The sequence below is a fragment of the Cyclobacterium sp. 10D3-21 genome, from assembly GCF_055809755.1.
The window spans coordinates 3,101,424-3,116,482 of sequence record NZ_CM147924.1 but is presented as its reverse complement, the minus strand read 5'-3'; the positions used below and the strand labels follow the sequence as shown (position 1 = coordinate 3,116,482).

Below are 15,059 nucleotides of genomic sequence, written 5' to 3'. Positions count from 1 at the left end.
TTAAATAACATTAGAAGAACCATAAGGGAATCTTTGGGGACGTGACAACATCGCATTGGCCTCATCGTCATTTTTGAACTTTTCTCTAACGGGATCCCAATATAATTTCCGGGGAAGTTTCATCGCAATATGAGAAACCAAACAAGCACTACAAGAACGATGCGCCACTTCAACTGGTGCGATGGTTTGCTCTCTGGAGATAATACAGTCCAGCCAGTTCTTGTGCTGTTCTTCACTATCATAAAGGTGAATTTCGTCAGGCCCTATTACAGAACTTAAGATTTTTTGATCACTGGCCTTAAAAGCATCACTTGCTTTCCCACCAGGCACAGGATCACTGGCTGTTACACCTACATTACCCCGCGCAACGAAAATCCAGCCTTCAGTCCCTTCAAAACGCACACCATTGGGATAATTACCACTTACTTCCATGATAACATCATTGTCATATTTGGCTTTTACTTTAAAGTCGCCATGAACAGACCATAGGCCTTCGGTAGGAAAGGAAGCAGTCGCTTCAACTTCTATTGGACCAGAATATTCCTTACCCATGGCCCAATGTGCAATGTCTAAATGGTGTGCACCCCATCCTGTGATCATCCCTGCTCCAAACTGCTCACATCTCAACCAACCAGGCCTGGATGTAATATCATCCTGAGAATGCACCCTGTCTAAGGTATAAGGAACCCAAGGAGTAGAGCCTAACCACATTTCATAATTGAGGTTCTTAGGAATCGGCATCTCTGTAGCCGTTCCACCCGCAGGATCTCCTGGCAAACCAATAAATATCCTTTCAACTTTCCCAATTCGTCCATTACGCACCAACTCACAAGCCCTCTTGAACTGTGGCCAGGGATTTTGTGAACGTTGCTGACTACCCATTTGAAAAATAGCTCCTGTCCTATGGATAGTATCACTCAACATTCTTCCTTCCTCTATTGTCAAAGAGGTAGGTTTTTGAAGGTATACATCTTTACCTGCCAGTGCAGCTTCCATTGCTGGTTGTGCATGCCAGTGGTCAGGCGTACTTACAATAACCGCATCTAAATCCTTTCGAGCTATCATTTCTCGAAAATCGTCATATACTTTTACATCCACATAGTTGGATTTACCGGTTTTTTTCTGATAAACATCCTCAATCCACTTTTTGCCTTGTGCTCCACGATTACTATCAACATCTGCCACAGCAATCACTCTAGCGATATCGTTTTTCAGGGTTTCGGGCAAATCGTGGGTCATGGCTATTCTTCCAAAACCTACCTGACCTATATTGATCTTATTACTAGGGGCATTTTTCCCTAAAACAGAAGCAGGAACAATGGTAGGAAAACCAGTTACGGCCAAAGAAGCAGCTATTGCCCCCTTACCCGTTGATTTTATAAATTTCCTTCTGGATGCATTGGTGTTTTTGGTGTTTTTCATAGAAGCACTCTTTAAAATTGTTCTATTGTCTATTGTTTATTATTGAAAGCCTAATGCTTATTTAAAATCTACAGGGCTATCCCAGGCATTGGCGTATGCTTCTGAGTAATCTTTTTTAGAAATGCGACTGGCAATATAATTCATGCCTTGGTAAATATGCTTTAGGAAAGTTGGGTCTTCATAATCTTTCTTATTGTGCCCTAATGCTGTAATCCAAGCTACTCCTCCATCGAAATCCTGGTGCCAAACGGCTGGATAATACCTGTGAAATGGAGCCGTTTTCTCCATTACCATCTCATGCTGCTCTCCATTTAAGGAAGTCAAATCATGCGCCATTAAAACCTTAGCCCCTGGATAAAGCTCCTTCATCAAGTAGCATTCATCTTCTTTAACCCATATATTAGGTATTCCCTCCATTGAAGGGTGACTTTTATCAATTTTATTAATGGCTAGTTTCTGGTATTTAGGATGCCCTACAAAAGTGCCTCCAATAAGCATCTTAAACCATTCCCAGTTTCTCTCTGTACCCATTACGGAGTGCAGCCCCACTAGCCCACCACCTGCTTGAATGTATCTTCTGAAAGCCAACCTTTGTTCATTGTTTGTAAATACCTCATTATTGGTACTTGGAAATACCATCAAATCTATAGATTGAAGATTGACATCGGTAAAATAGTTGGGGTCATCTGTTACCGTTATTTTAAATTTATATTCAATAGCCAATTTCTCTAAACTTGCAACTGCAAAAGGGACATTGTCATGGACAAAACCCTTTCCATTTTTGGTAAATACCAAGACATTCTTGTTTTTCAAATGATTCTTTGGTGTCTTAGCTTCAGCTAAGACAATGCCTGAAACCAATAAAATAGCCAATAAGACAAAGATTTGGAGCTGTTTTAATGGTATAGAAATTATTGTACTATTATTCATTTTTGTATAGTTGGTTTTATACTAATAATTAAAATTTATTAATTGTTATGATTGGTTTATGCGCAAATTGCATCCATGCAGCCTCTGCTTCTTCTGGACTAATCTTCTTCGAAGATACTAAAAAACGATAATTGAGTTGGTACGATTTACCAGGTTCTAATTTCCAATCCCTATTTTTAGTTGGGGCAAAATTAGCGTACATATCTCCCCTATCGTACATGTCTTCTGGCCAAATCCTTAAGGGTTCAGGATGATTGAAGTTTGCGGGATAGGACATCATAACGACAGCACCATAATCTTCATCCAATTCCCCTTGAACGATACACCATCTTGCCAAACTACCATCTGCTGTTTTCCTGTCCAAGCCTTCTGATGTAATCACTTCACTATTGTTGCGGTTCCACTTTTCAGTCGCCCTCCAACCTAAACTTCCATACCTGTACTCCTCCAAAACAACAGGCTCATCAGGTGTTGTATTCAATACAATACTGATATCGGCCAGGTAATAATCATTGTCCTTTTCCAGCGCAAAGATCCGAGTACCTTGCACTTCAGTCATGGCTATCTCCGGAACTTTTCTATCCTTCAAAACTACATGTTCATGTAGTGCTTTGTAATCGGCAAAGACCGGACCTGAGGTTCTATTAATAAAATTAGCAAACCTTACAGTTCCTTGCTTCTCCATTAAATTCCAAAAATCTATAAGCTCATTTTTGTAGGTTGCCCTAGTCCATGGATTCCAAAGTCCATAATGGTGGTAATGGTCGCTAGGTTGAATCCTGGTTAAAGACTTACCACCAGGAGTCCACATAGGATGGACAAAACCACCTCGCGCATAAGCACTGTCGATGCCTTCTGGAGGATAAGCAATACCTTGATTGTATTGCCACAAATTTTCTCCGTTTTTCTTGATGACTAAGCTGTTTTCAGTAGCTTCAAAAGCTAAAAAATCATTGTGATTCTCTTTTTTGGCCTTTCTGTGAAGTTCAAACAAATGGGACGACTGATACTTATTGGATTGTGGCACGATCATCCAATATATATTTCTGCCATTTAAATTATCTACCTGAAAAGGGACATGAATGGGCTTTCCTGAGGTGACGTCCATCAAAACCAATAAAGAGTCCGGCAAATGGGTAATGGAATTAAGGTCTAATGATACAGGATATCCAAATTTAGAAGTAACCACCTCATCAAATGATATTTCGGCAATTTTTTGACCCATTCCTAAAAATGGCATCCCAAAGCCCATAAAAAAACAAAGGATTTTACTAAATTTCATTAGGAGTTATATTGAATATTATTTTAAACCTCTCTTTCCGTAAACATATCAATATATTTATTTCAATACAACCGATTTCATAAAATTTTATCTCTCTTTTAATTGGAAATATTCTAAAAAAAACCATTTTTAAAGCTAAATTTCTTTTGACCCACACAATAATATTAACATTATTGGCATATAAGCGATTAAATTCATGTATAATATTTTAAATTTAACTTATCCATAAAATATAATCTCTTTTTAGCTGCTTAAATCCTTACCTACGGAATAATGCACATAGATTTCTATCTATTGAAATCGGTTGCATTAATCTATAATTTTAAGTATAATTAAGTTTATATATGGCAAAGCAATTATTAAATGAATAAAGAAATTACGATTTACGATATCGCCAAAGCAGTAGGTTTGTCTCCTACCACTGTAAGTAGGGCGCTGAGTAATCACCCTAGAGTAAAAGAAATTACCAGAGAAAAAATCCTTAATACTGCAAAAAATATGGGGTACCAATCCAATATTTTTGCTTCTAGTCTAAGAAAAAAAAGGTCCAAAAGTATTGGTGTAATTATCCCCAAATTAAACAGTCCATTTCAGTCTTCTGTCTTGGCTGGAATGGAGGAAATCGCCACTCAGGCAGGTTACAATCTAATAATCAGTCAATCTACTGAATCCTTGGAAAAAGAGGTAACCAATGCCAACACCATGTTTAACAGTCGGGTGGATGGTCTTCTGGTATCAAAAGCAGGCACAACGGACAATATTGAACATTTTGCACCTTTTTTCAAGAAGCAAATCCCTGTCCTTTTCTTTGACAGGGTACCGGAAGACAATAATTGCACTGGCGTAGTAATTAATAATACCCAGGCGGTTTATGATGCAACCAGCCATTTAATCAAAGAAGGTTGCAAACGAATAGTCCATGTTTTAGGAAACCTTAAAATAAACGTTTATTCAGATCGTTTGAAAGGTTATAAGTATGCGCTTTTGGATCATGGCTTGGTATTTAAAGAAGAAAATGTGATCACCAATGATCTTGGGGAAGAATCAGGAGACCGGATTGTGGAAAAAATATTAAAATTAAAACCCCGTCCGGATGGAATACTCGTTTCCAACGATGCCTGTGCAGCAAGTTGTTTGATGGCTTTAAAAAAGAAAAAAATAAAAGTACCTGAGGACATGGCTATCGTAGGATTTAACAATGACCTGATTTCCAGAATGGTGGAACCTAACCTCAGTACTATAAATTATCCAAGTTACCATATGGGCGAAGTGGCCATGAAAAACCTAATCAACCATCTCGATGATGAACACCAGGAAATTCTTCAAAAAACAAACACAATTACGCTAAGGCATGAATTGATTATACGGGGGTCTTCCAAAAGATAAAACACTTCTCTTCTCTATTCCTAAATATTAATATACTTGTCCGAGTTTGGTAGTCATTTAATGGCACAAAGTACTAATCATTGCTTAGCTCATATTTCAAGGTCTTGCCCTTTTCTGTGGCCGGAATTCCCTCTGTCATCCACAAGGGTGCCGGCTTCCCTTTAAGGTAATGGTCAAAAAACTGAGACAATCGAATACTCAAATCTTTTTTATTCTTCCGCTCTTTCAGATTATGGTCTTCCCCATTATAAACCAATAACCAGGAAGGAACATCGTTTCTCTTTAAGGCCATGAAAAACTCAATCCCCTGGTACCAGGGGACCGCGCCATCTTTATCATTGTGCATGATCAGGGTAGGTGTAACTACTCTGTCAGTATAGAACAATGGTGAATTTTCAATATAATACAATGGTTTTTCCCAAAGTGTTCCACCAATCCGCGATTGGGTTTGTTCGTATTGAAACATTCGACTCATGCCGGTACCCCAACGGATACCACCGTAGGCAGATGTCATATTGACTACAGGTGCGCCTGCTCCTGCGGCTTTAAACATGTTGGTTTGGGTAATGACGTAGGCCACCTGATACCCTCCCCAGCTTTGGCCTTGAATCCCAATATTGTCTTTGTCTACAATTCCTTTCGCAATCATCGCTTGAACACCAGGAACAATGCAATCAAACGCACTTGGTCCAGGTAATCCAATTTTATACTTTATGTCTGGCACAAATACCAAATACCCATTGCTTACAAAATAGGGAATATTGATTATTGATGCAGATGGCACTGGGGAATAATAATGATGCAATGCATCCGACCTTCTTTCATAAAAATAAACCATCATTGGGTATTTCTTGTTCGGATCGAAATTTTCGGGCTTAAAAAGAAGCCCATTCATTTTGTCCCCATCGTTGGAAAGAAAATCTACCAGCTCTACATCTCCCCAGTTAATTTCTTCTTGTTGCTTATTAACATGACTCATTTGATGCTCATTGTGAAAATCTGCATTAGAATAATAAACATCCGGGCTTGCTTTAAAAGTAGATTTCTGATAAATGTACCGTTTATTATTTTCGGCTATTTTTAGGCCATAATAATTCGCTTCTCCATAAACCAGCGTTTTTGGCAGCTTGTCTCCCTTCCAATCTCCACGAAAGAACCCACTGCTCTTGATTTCATTTTCAAATCCACTAAGCATCATTTCATCATTCAAATCGAAATAATCCTTTTCAGAATCCAAGTTTAATAAGCGATAAGTCATTTCACTTTCACCACCTTTACCCCTGGTCAGGTTCTTTGCTTCATCAAGCTTAAAGGGATCAACTTTCCAAACATCATATTTTCCGTAGACAAGGAAAAATTCATCATCTGCAGACCAACCGGGACTACCATAACTTCCCGCTAAAGATGGACTATCATGCAATTCATTGTGGAAGGCCTCATTAATTTCTGAAGTCAGTTCTATCTTTGTTTTACTTTCGAGATGAATGGCCTGCCATGAGCTATCTGGAGCATTGTACCAATACACGAATTTTCCAGCTGGAGAAATCCGGGGATTCCCTATCACATTTTCTGCCAGTAGCTCTATCTCGCCTGTTTTCAAATTCACCCGGCTAAGGTCCTCTCCTATCTGTATATTCCAGCTATAAGCCCTCTGATAGGGACTATTGTCACGGACAATTGCCCAATCTCCTTTTTTAAACCTGTTGAAATGAATATCACTGCTGAAGTTATCACCTAATGCGTAAATTTCACCAGTACTAACATGATAAACAGCTACTTTACTTTCCTTCTCTTTATCTTCCAGGTTTTTTAGTTGCATGGGTTGAATCTCTTTGTCTTGCCAGCCCCAGATATCAAGGTTTACCCTTTCATCTTCTAAGATACTGGAGTCAGAAGCATAGGGATAGGTTTTCGGCTGTGGATTCCAGCCGAAAAACAAATATTTATCGGAATCTGAAAATGAAGGAGGAAAATGCTCGCTAATCCTGTGGTCAATTTGATCGGGAATACTATCATAATGCTTAAAATTCCCATCAACATCCAACAAATACAATTGGAAATCTTTGATGTCTTCTTTAACAGCTGAAGTGCTTCCCAAAACAGCAAATTGGGTTCCATTGGAAGAGAAAACTGGAGACTTATAAACTGTCAAGCTATCAATCAACTGATTTTCATCCCCTGATTCTAAATCCAGTAGCGTTATAATTTTATAATCTCCCTTTAAATCTTCCTTTTTACTAACCATGTACACTTTACTACCGTTATCTGAAAAACCGTAATCCAATACCATTTCATAGGTGTAAGATTTATCGTCAATAAAATTTTTAATAGTTAGGTCAAAAGGTTCATCCTTACCCTTTATAGATTTGGTTTCAATGTTGCTTGTATCTTCCACAGCTTTAGACGGTACTTGATAAGCATACCAATTTTTTACCTTTTTTGGCATTTTGTACCCTCCAACTCCTGGCGTTTTAAAGATTTCGCCGCTTTTTAAATTAACCAGCAGTAGACTGTCTTCAGGGAAGTTTTCCTTTTCTACTTTTTGGAGTTTAAGTTGCCTGATGCTGTCTTTTTCCGTTTTGATCAATCCTATCATCCATCGACTATTTTCAGAAAATACCACTTTGCTTGCTCTTGGGATAATTATTTCCTTAGTAGTAGCTGTTAATTCAGTCAATTGAACCCTGCCATCACCATCTTGAAGGGCAATTTCCACCGCCACCCATTTACCATTTTTGGAGATTTGCTTATTTGCAATGCTTTCCCAATGGTCATAATCCTGATGGGTTAGAGAGGGTTTTATTTGTTGAGCTCCCAAATTGAAGGTCATAAACAGAAAAAGTACAATCGGATAGAATCTCAATTTTTGAAATTGTTAAGTGAAAACTAATAAGTTCCTAAGATAATCTTTTCCATATTCCTTTCAATAGAAAAAATGAACTTTCAAACTCCTGCTTGAAACAAAGAAACAAAAATGATCGGAGGTCGTCCCGATAAGTTATTTATTGGGAAAAATCTTCAAAACCTCTGGTTGGAGTAGGCTAATCATAACGTTTTCGCAAAAAAATTCACAGTAGAGATCATCCTACGGTTAAATGTCAAAGCTTTTAAAAAATAGCTACTGGAAAAACCATTTATCAACCATAACCAACTTCTTTTTTAGCTAAGGGTTATTTTAAAAGCTTAAATGAACATGAATTTAGCAATTATGGCATTTTCTTATTCCTAAAAACAAAAATAGTCTTTAAATTCTTTGACAATTTAATAATTTAAGCAGATCTTTATTTTGGAATCAACAATTAACTTATTGAAAAATGGACAAAATTTTAGATATTGACAATGTAGACCTAAAAATCATATCTCTCCTCAACAAAGATGCTAAAACCCCCTATACAGAGATCGCCAAAAAGGTTTTCGTTTCTTCGGGAACTGTTCATGTTAGAATGAGGAAATTAGAAGATCTCGGAGTAGTTAAAAGTGCTACATTAAACATTGACTTTTCAAAACTAGGATATGACATTTCTGCCTTTCTTGGTATTTATTTAGAAAAAAGCTCCCTTTACGATACTGTAATTGAAAAACTCAAAGATATATCTGAAGTAATAAATGCCTATTATACCACTGGCAACTATAGCATTTTTGCAAAAATAATCTGTAAGGACACCAATCATTTAAGGGAGGTTTTGAACAAAATTCAATTGGTAGAAGGTATTGATAGAACAGAAACGCTCATCGTATTAGAGGAAAGTATCAACAGACCCATTCATCTCGCTACTGACAAGAAGTAGGTGAAATTTAATTATTAAGACTAAATCTAAATAAAAAATATATTTAGGTTTTTGTATATTGTATATGTTTTTTTCAATATTTACTATTTTAACTGATGGTAATTTTTTAATATTATTCTACTGACTATCAATAATTTAGGTGACCATTTAAGCATTATTTGATATTATTTCCTTTCTTATAGAACAATAAAAAATAGATTAATGTTATATATTTGTGGATCAAAATATAATTAGTCTAAATAACTCTTTTTTATGAGCAAGGACAATGAAATCTTAGAAGAATTAACATCCAGAGAGTATGAACACGGATGGTCAGTAGATTACGAAGCTGATGAAGCTCCAATTGGCCTCAATGAAAACATCATTCGATGGATCTCTTCAAAAAAAGAAGAGCCAAAATGGCTTTTGGATTGGCGTCTCAAAGCTTTTGAACAATGGAGGAAAATGGATGAGCCTACTTGGGCCAATGTTCATTACCCTAAAATAGACCTTCAGTCATTGAGGTATTATTCAGCTCCAAAACAAAAAAGCAAGTCCAAAAAAATTAGCGATATAGATCCTGAGCTTTTGAAAATATACGAGAGGTTAGGTATCTCTTTAAATGAGCAAAAAAGACTTCAGGGTGTTGCAGTAGATGTGGTGTTGGATTCTGTTTCTGTGGGAACTACTTTCAAAGATACACTTTCAAAGCTAGGGGTAATATTTTGTTCCTTTAGTGAGGCTGTGACAGAACATCCGGATTTGGTGAAAAAATACCTTGGGTCTGTTGTACCAGCCACCGACAATTACTATGCAGCACTTAATGCTGCCGTATTTTCAGATGGTTCATTTTGTTATATACCGAAGGGCGTTCGTTGCCCTATGGAGCTTTCAACCTATTTCAGGATCAATGCTGCCAACACAGGGCAGTTTGAAAGAACCCTTATTGTAGCAGAAGACCAATCTTATGTATCTTATTTAGAGGGCTGTACGGCACCTCAGAGGGACGAGAATCAACTCCATGCAGCGGTTGTAGAGATTTATGCAGCAAAAAATGCTGAAGTAAAATACTCTACAGTTCAAAACTGGTACCCTGGTGATAAAAATGGTAAAGGTGGGATCTATAATTTTGTAACAAAAAGAGGTATTTGTGCTGGTGACAATTCTAAAATTTCCTGGACACAAGTTGAAACTGGATCTGCTGTCACATGGAAATACCCATCCTGTATTCTTAAAGGTGACAATTCTATAGGTGAGTTTTATTCTGTTGCGGTAACGAATAACTACCAACAGGCTGACACAGGTACAAAAATGATTCATATCGGGAAAAACACCCGTTCAAGAATCGTTTCTAAAGGTATTTCAGCTGGGAAATCACAGAATTCATATAGGGGTCAGGTTCAGGTAATGAAAAGGGCTACCAATTCCAGAAATTTCTCACAATGTGACTCCCTCCTAATGGGTGATCAATGTGGTGCGCATACATTCCCATATATAGATATTCAAAATCCTACTGCTAAGGTAGAACATGAAGCAACTACATCTAAAATTGGAGAAGATCAGATTTTCTATTGCAACCAGCGAGGAATTAGCTCAGAGGATGCGGTAGCACTTATTGTTAATGGGTATGCCAAAGAAGTGTTGAATCAGCTCCCTATGGAATTTGCTGTAGAAGCCCAAAAACTTTTGGCCCTTACTTTAGAAGGAAGCGTAGGTTAAAAAATTAAAAAAATGTTATCAATAAAAAATTTACATGCTGCAATTGAAGGCAGCCCGATATTGAATGGTATAAACCTTGAGATCAAAGCAGGGGAAGTGCATGCCATAATGGGACCCAATGGTTCTGGAAAATCAACTTTAGCTTCAGTCTTGGCTGGACGAGAGGAATATGAAGTAACAGAAGGATCGGTTACTTTTAAAAACAAAAACATTCTGGAACTTAGTCCAGAGGATAGGGCACGAGAGGGAATCTTTCTTGCCTTTCAATATCCAGTGGAAATCCCGGGTGTTAGTTCTACAAATTTCCTAAGAACTGCTGTTAACCAAGTAAGGGAGTACAGAGGCCAAACCCCATTAGATGCGGTGAAATTCCTTTCCCTTATGAAGGAGAAAATGAAGTTGGTGGAAATAGATCAAAAGCTTTTGAGTAGGGCTTTGAATGAGGGATTTTCCGGTGGGGAGAAGAAGAAAAACGAAATATTCCAAATGGCCATGTTGGAACCAACACTTTCCATTTTGGATGAAACAGATTCAGGCTTAGATATCGATGCGCTTAAAGTTGTGGCCAACGGAGTAAATCAACTCAAAACGAAAGACAATGCCACCATAGTCGTGACCCATTACCAACGTTTGTTGGATTATATTGTCCCTGATTTTGTTCATGTCCTTTACAAAGGTAAAATAGTAAAATCTGGTACAAAAGAATTGGCACTAGAACTTGAAGCCAAAGGTTACGACTGGATCAAGGATGAATTATCAGGAGCAACGGTTTAATTTTAATCCTAGATTTTAATTTCTAATGACAGTATCAACAAAAAAAGACCATCAACTGGTTGAGTTATTCCTTTCAGCCCAGGCGAATTTAGACAAATCCAGCCTGTTTAATGAATTGAAGTCTGCTGCGAAATCATCACTGGACGAAACCGGCTTTCCTACCTTAAAGGAGGAAGAGTATAAATTCACCAATATTAACAAACGAATTCTTGACAAGATAAAAAAACACGCCTCTCCCAGTACCATCAACAATATTGGAGATGTACTGAAAGGCAATCAGTTGTTTAATTCCCTTAAAGGGTATAAACTTGTCAGAAACAATGGCGTTTTTGAACCCGAGTTATCATCCACTAGTGATGGAGCATTTATAGTTAAACCATTTTCTGTCCTTAATGCAGAAGAGGTCAAGGAAATTGGATCGATTGAAACTGTAAGCAAAGATGCCTTTACAGCTTTAAATTCTTATTCTTTTGAATCGGGTATTCGGGTAGAAATTCCAGAGGGTGCAATATTAGAACAGCCAATTCTATTGGTAGATGTTGTAAGCGCTGATGCAAATGGTGAGTGCGTTCATCCTAGAGCCTATTTCCATGCAGGGAAAAATAGCCAGGCTACCGTTATAGAAGTAACTATATTTGTTAATGAGGCATCCGTCTTCCTTAATGAAGTTGAAGAATGGAACATTGAAAGCAATGCACACATTCGTCATTATAAACTTCAGAATGGACACAATGCTGAATTAGGAGTAAGCAATACAAGTAGCAATATAGCGCGTGATGCCACCTTCAGCACTGTACTTTTAAGCCTAGGAGGAGAGATGTTAAGGAACAACCTTAGTTTCAACATCAATGATAGTAATTGTGTAGCCAATATGTATGGTCTTTATATGCTGAATGGGAAAACCCATGTAGACAATCATACCAATGTTGATCACAAGAAACCTCATTCTGAATCAAATGAGCTTTATAAAGGAATTTTAACTGACCATACAAGAGGTGTTTTTAATGGCAAAATTTTCGTAAGAAAGGATGCACAAAAGACAAATGCCTTTCAGCAAAACAACAATATCTTACTGTCAGAGGATGCCATTTTAAATACGAAGCCTCAACTTGAGATATGGGCGGATGATGTGAAATGCTCTCATGGCTGTACTACTGGGCAACTTGACGAAGAAGCACTCTTTTATCTCCGGGCAAGGGGTATAGGAAAAGAAAGTGCCAAATCCTTATTGCTTTATGCATTTGCAGGTGAAGTACTTGAACATATCAACAACGAAGCCTTTAAAAAATACTGTGAAGAAATAGTACATGAGCGACTTGGAGCCATTAAATAGTATTTATTCGGGAATTATAGCTGAAAATAAAATCAGAGCGCTTTTCCCTATACTTCATCAGGAAGTAAATGGAAAACCTTTGGTTTATTTTGACAATGCAGCGACCACTCAAAAACCAATTCAAGTAATTGAAGCCTTGGAGAAATATTATGAGGTGGATAATTCCAATATTCACAGGGGGGCACATACTTTAGCTTCAAGAGCTACTGACTATTTTGAGCAAACCCGAAAGCTTGTCAAAGCGTTTATAAATGCGCCCTCATCGGAGGAAGTAATTTTCACTAAAGGGACCACCGAAAGCATAAATTTGGTGGCTTCTACCTTTGGTAGAAAATTCATAAAGGAGGGTGATGAAATTGTTATTTCTACCTTAGAGCATCACTCCAATATTGTTCCTTGGCAGATGTTGTGTGAAGAGAAGGGTGCAATTTTAAAAATTATACCTATTCATGACAATGGGGAACTAGATTTAGAAGCCTTCAAAAATCTTTTGTCCTATAAAACCAAATTGGTAGCCGTCGTTCATGCCTCCAATGCATTAGGAACAATCAATCCTGTCAAGGAAATGATAGCACATGCTCATGAATTTGGAGCGAAATTTCTTTTAGATGGTGCGCAGAGCACTGCTCATTTAGAGGTAGATGTTCAGGACTTAAATTGCGATTTTCTCGCATTTTCGGCTCATAAAATTTACGGTCCAACAGGAGTAGGTGTCTTATATGGAAAACGGGAACTTCTAGAAGCGATGCCACCTTATCAAGGAGGGGGTGAAATGATAAAGGAGGTTACTTTTGCAAAAACCACTTACAATGACATCCCGTATAAATTTGAGGCCGGAACCCCTAATATTGGGGATGTGATAGCTTTTGGTGAAGCCATCAAATTCATCAATAAGTTAGGCAAAGCAGCTATTAGGGAGCATGAAACCCAACTATTGATTCATGCAAACGAGAGGTGTGCCAAAATAAAAGGTTTTATTCCAATTGGTACTGCCAGAGAAAAAGTAAGTGTTTTAAGCTTTGGCATAAATAATATTCACCCATTTGATGTTGGAATGATGTTGGATGCCTCCGGTATCGCAGTTAGAACCGGACACCATTGCACCCAACCACTTATGGAGCGGTTTAAGATTGAGGGAACTGTCAGGGCTTCCTTTGCTGTTTACAATACCACAGAAGAAGTTGACAGGCTTGTTGAGAGCTTGACTAAAATCTCAAAAAGGAAAAATTAATGGCAGGAATCAACAGTATTCAGGAAGAAATTATTAGTGAGTTTGAAATTCTGGGTGATGACAAGGAGTCAACCATCTACTATATCATGGAGCTTGGTGATCAACTACCTGAATTTCCTGAAGAAGAAAAGAAAGAAGACAATATCATTAAAGGATGTCAATCTAAAGTATGGTTAACAACAACCTTTGAAGATGGGAAAGTTTATTTTCAAGCAGACTCAAATACAGACATTACCAAAGGGCTAATCAGTTTGCTTATCAGGGTGCTCTCAGGGAAAACCGCCGGTGAAATAATAAATGCAGATCTTTATTTTATAGAGAAGATTGGTATGGGCAATATTATAGGTTCGCAGCGGTCAAACGGACTTTCAGCAATGATAAAACAAATGAAGCTATATGCAATAGCGTATAAAGCCAAAATAAATGCATAATTCAGCTATGGAAAAAACAGATCAATCAACAGACGATCAGGAAGAGGTAAAGCGAAAAGTCGTCAATGCGATTAAAGATGTCTATGATCCTGAAATCCCAGTAGATGTATACGAGCTTGGTCTAATTTATGAAATCACTGTTTACCCCGTAAACAATGTATATATACTGATGACCCTTACATCACCAAATTGTCCTGCTGCGGAGTCAATCCCTTCCGAAGTAAAAGAGAGTGTCGCTAAAATAGAAGGTATCAACAATGTTGAAGTTGAACTTACCTTTGACCCTCCCTATTCACAGGACATGATGTCAGAAGTAGCAAAGTTAGAGTTGGGATTTTTATAATAATAACTTATAAACAAAAAAAATATGTATCCAGAAGAATTGATAGCACCAATGCGTGCAGAGCTTACAGAAGTTGGTTTCAAGGAATTCAAAACGGCTCAGGATGTTGAAGATCATCTTAAAGACCATAAAGGAACTACTTTCATCGTTGTAAACTCCGTTTGTGGTTGTGCAGCAGGGGCCGCTCGACCAGGAGTTCGTACTGCCATAGAGAAGGCTTCCAAGAAGCCTGATGTTTTGGCAACGGTATTTGCCGGCAATGATGCGGATGCTGTAGCAAAATTTAGGGAATTGACACTTCCTTACCCTCCCTCCTCTCCAGCCATGGCTTTATTTAAAGATGGTGAATTGGTACACTTTATTGAAAGGCATCATATTGAAGGAAGAAATGCACAAATGATCGGCGATCATTTGGTAGAAGTTTTCGAACACTTCTGTTAA

13 protein-coding genes are annotated in these 15,059 nt (G+C 37.8%); 9 read left to right on the top strand and 4 right to left on the bottom strand.

Going from position 1 to position 15,059, the window contains the following annotated elements; translation table 11 throughout:
• From AC0L7T_RS12480 to AC0L7T_RS12470, 3 genes are read right to left on the bottom strand one after another with little or no spacing between them, the layout of a single operon-like run.
• Entirely contained in the window at positions 1–1,422 is a 1,422-nt protein-coding gene (locus AC0L7T_RS12480; RefSeq protein WP_473342970.1) for a Gfo/Idh/MocA family protein, read from the bottom strand.
• A gap of 57 nt (positions 1,423–1,479) precedes the next feature.
• The gene (locus AC0L7T_RS12475; RefSeq protein ID WP_473342969.1) at positions 1,480–2,352 is read right to left on the bottom strand and encodes a ThuA domain-containing protein; all 873 of its coding nucleotides are present in this window, start codon (positions 2,350–2,352) and stop codon (positions 1,480–1,482) included.
• A 28-nt stretch (positions 2,353–2,380) separates the two neighbouring features.
• Positions 2,381–3,634 carry a DUF6807 domain-containing protein gene (locus AC0L7T_RS12470; protein WP_473342968.1) on the bottom strand — a complete coding sequence of 418 codons (1,254 nt, stop codon included), beginning with the start codon at positions 3,632–3,634 and terminating at the stop codon, positions 2,381–2,383.
• Between the two features lie 363 nt (positions 3,635–3,997).
• On the opposite strand from AC0L7T_RS12470, the gene AC0L7T_RS12465 reads away from it, so the two are divergent.
• Positions 3,998–5,020, top strand: a complete 1,023-nt coding sequence (locus AC0L7T_RS12465) for a LacI family DNA-binding transcriptional regulator (protein ID WP_473342967.1) — start codon at positions 3,998–4,000, stop codon at positions 5,018–5,020.
• 73 nt (positions 5,021–5,093) lie between these two features.
• On the opposite strand, the gene AC0L7T_RS12460 is transcribed toward AC0L7T_RS12465, so the two are convergent.
• Positions 5,094–7,850 (bottom strand): S9 family peptidase, encoded by a 2,757-nt coding sequence (locus AC0L7T_RS12460; RefSeq protein ID WP_473342966.1) that lies wholly within the window; start codon positions 7,848–7,850, stop codon positions 5,094–5,096.
• 484 nt (positions 7,851–8,334) lie between these two features.
• Between AC0L7T_RS12460 and AC0L7T_RS12455 the strand changes: the two genes are divergently transcribed.
• From AC0L7T_RS12455 to AC0L7T_RS12420, 8 genes are all read left to right on the top strand, one after another.
• Positions 8,335–8,808: an Lrp/AsnC ligand binding domain-containing protein gene (locus AC0L7T_RS12455; RefSeq protein ID WP_020891309.1), complete on the top strand. Its 474-nt coding sequence runs from the start codon at positions 8,335–8,337 to the stop codon at positions 8,806–8,808.
• Positions 8,809–9,060: 252 nt separating this feature from the next.
• A complete protein-coding gene (gene sufB, locus AC0L7T_RS12450) occupies positions 9,061–10,506 on the top strand; it encodes a Fe-S cluster assembly protein SufB (RefSeq protein WP_473342965.1) in 1,446 nt (481 codons plus the stop codon).
• Between the two features lie 12 nt (positions 10,507–10,518).
• The gene (sufC, locus tag AC0L7T_RS12445; RefSeq protein ID WP_473342964.1) at positions 10,519–11,280 is read left to right on the top strand and encodes a Fe-S cluster assembly ATPase SufC; all 762 of its coding nucleotides are present in this window, start codon (positions 10,519–10,521) and stop codon (positions 11,278–11,280) included.
• 25 nt (positions 11,281–11,305) lie between these two features.
• Positions 11,306–12,613, top strand: coding sequence for a Fe-S cluster assembly protein SufD (gene sufD, locus AC0L7T_RS12440; protein ID WP_473342963.1), 1,308 nt, complete (start codon positions 11,306–11,308; stop codon positions 12,611–12,613).
• Positions 12,588–13,844, top strand: a complete 1,257-nt coding sequence (locus AC0L7T_RS12435) for a SufS family cysteine desulfurase (RefSeq protein ID WP_473342962.1) — start codon at positions 12,588–12,590, stop codon at positions 13,842–13,844. Before sufD ends, AC0L7T_RS12435 begins: the two co-directional genes overlap by 26 nt.
• Entirely contained in the window at positions 13,844–14,275 is a 432-nt protein-coding gene (locus AC0L7T_RS12430; RefSeq protein WP_473342961.1) for a SufE family protein, read from the top strand. The genes AC0L7T_RS12435 and AC0L7T_RS12430 overlap by 1 nt, the downstream gene beginning before the upstream one ends.
• The gene (locus tag AC0L7T_RS12425) at positions 14,268–14,618 is read left to right on the top strand and encodes a DUF59 domain-containing protein (RefSeq protein ID WP_473342960.1); all 351 of its coding nucleotides are present in this window, start codon (positions 14,268–14,270) and stop codon (positions 14,616–14,618) included. Before AC0L7T_RS12430 ends, AC0L7T_RS12425 begins: the two co-directional genes overlap by 8 nt.
• A gap of 24 nt (positions 14,619–14,642) precedes the next feature.
• Positions 14,643–15,059 (top strand): BrxA/BrxB family bacilliredoxin, encoded by a 417-nt coding sequence (locus tag AC0L7T_RS12420; RefSeq protein ID WP_473342959.1) that lies wholly within the window; start codon positions 14,643–14,645, stop codon positions 15,057–15,059.

Excerpts from the sequence above, each read along its gene's own strand:
- AC0L7T_RS12480 (WP_473342970.1), bottom strand. The coding sequence starts at position 1,422 with ATGAAAAACACCAAAAACACCAATGCATCCAGAAGGAAATTTATAAAA.
- AC0L7T_RS12475 (WP_473342969.1), bottom strand. The coding sequence starts at position 2,352 with ATGAATAATAGTACAATAATTTCTATACCATTAAAACAGCTCCAAATC.
- AC0L7T_RS12470 (WP_473342968.1), bottom strand. The coding sequence starts at position 3,634 with ATGAAATTTAGTAAAATCCTTTGTTTTTTTATGGGCTTTGGGATGCCA.
- AC0L7T_RS12465 (WP_473342967.1), top strand. The coding sequence starts at position 3,998 with ATGAATAAAGAAATTACGATTTACGATATCGCCAAAGCAGTAGGTTTG.
- AC0L7T_RS12460 (WP_473342966.1), bottom strand. The coding sequence starts at position 7,850 with ATGACCTTCAATTTGGGAGCTCAACAAATAAAACCCTCTCTAACCCAT.
- AC0L7T_RS12455 (WP_020891309.1), top strand. The coding sequence starts at position 8,335 with ATGGACAAAATTTTAGATATTGACAATGTAGACCTAAAAATCATATCT.
- sufB (WP_473342965.1), top strand. The coding sequence starts at position 9,061 with ATGAGCAAGGACAATGAAATCTTAGAAGAATTAACATCCAGAGAGTAT.
- sufC (WP_473342964.1), top strand. The coding sequence starts at position 10,519 with ATGTTATCAATAAAAAATTTACATGCTGCAATTGAAGGCAGCCCGATA.
- sufD (WP_473342963.1), top strand. The coding sequence starts at position 11,306 with ATGACAGTATCAACAAAAAAAGACCATCAACTGGTTGAGTTATTCCTT.
- AC0L7T_RS12435 (WP_473342962.1), top strand. The coding sequence starts at position 12,588 with ATGAGCGACTTGGAGCCATTAAATAGTATTTATTCGGGAATTATAGCT.
- AC0L7T_RS12430 (WP_473342961.1), top strand. The coding sequence starts at position 13,844 with ATGGCAGGAATCAACAGTATTCAGGAAGAAATTATTAGTGAGTTTGAA.
- AC0L7T_RS12425 (WP_473342960.1), top strand. The coding sequence starts at position 14,268 with ATGCATAATTCAGCTATGGAAAAAACAGATCAATCAACAGACGATCAG.
- AC0L7T_RS12420 (WP_473342959.1), top strand. The coding sequence starts at position 14,643 with ATGTATCCAGAAGAATTGATAGCACCAATGCGTGCAGAGCTTACAGAA.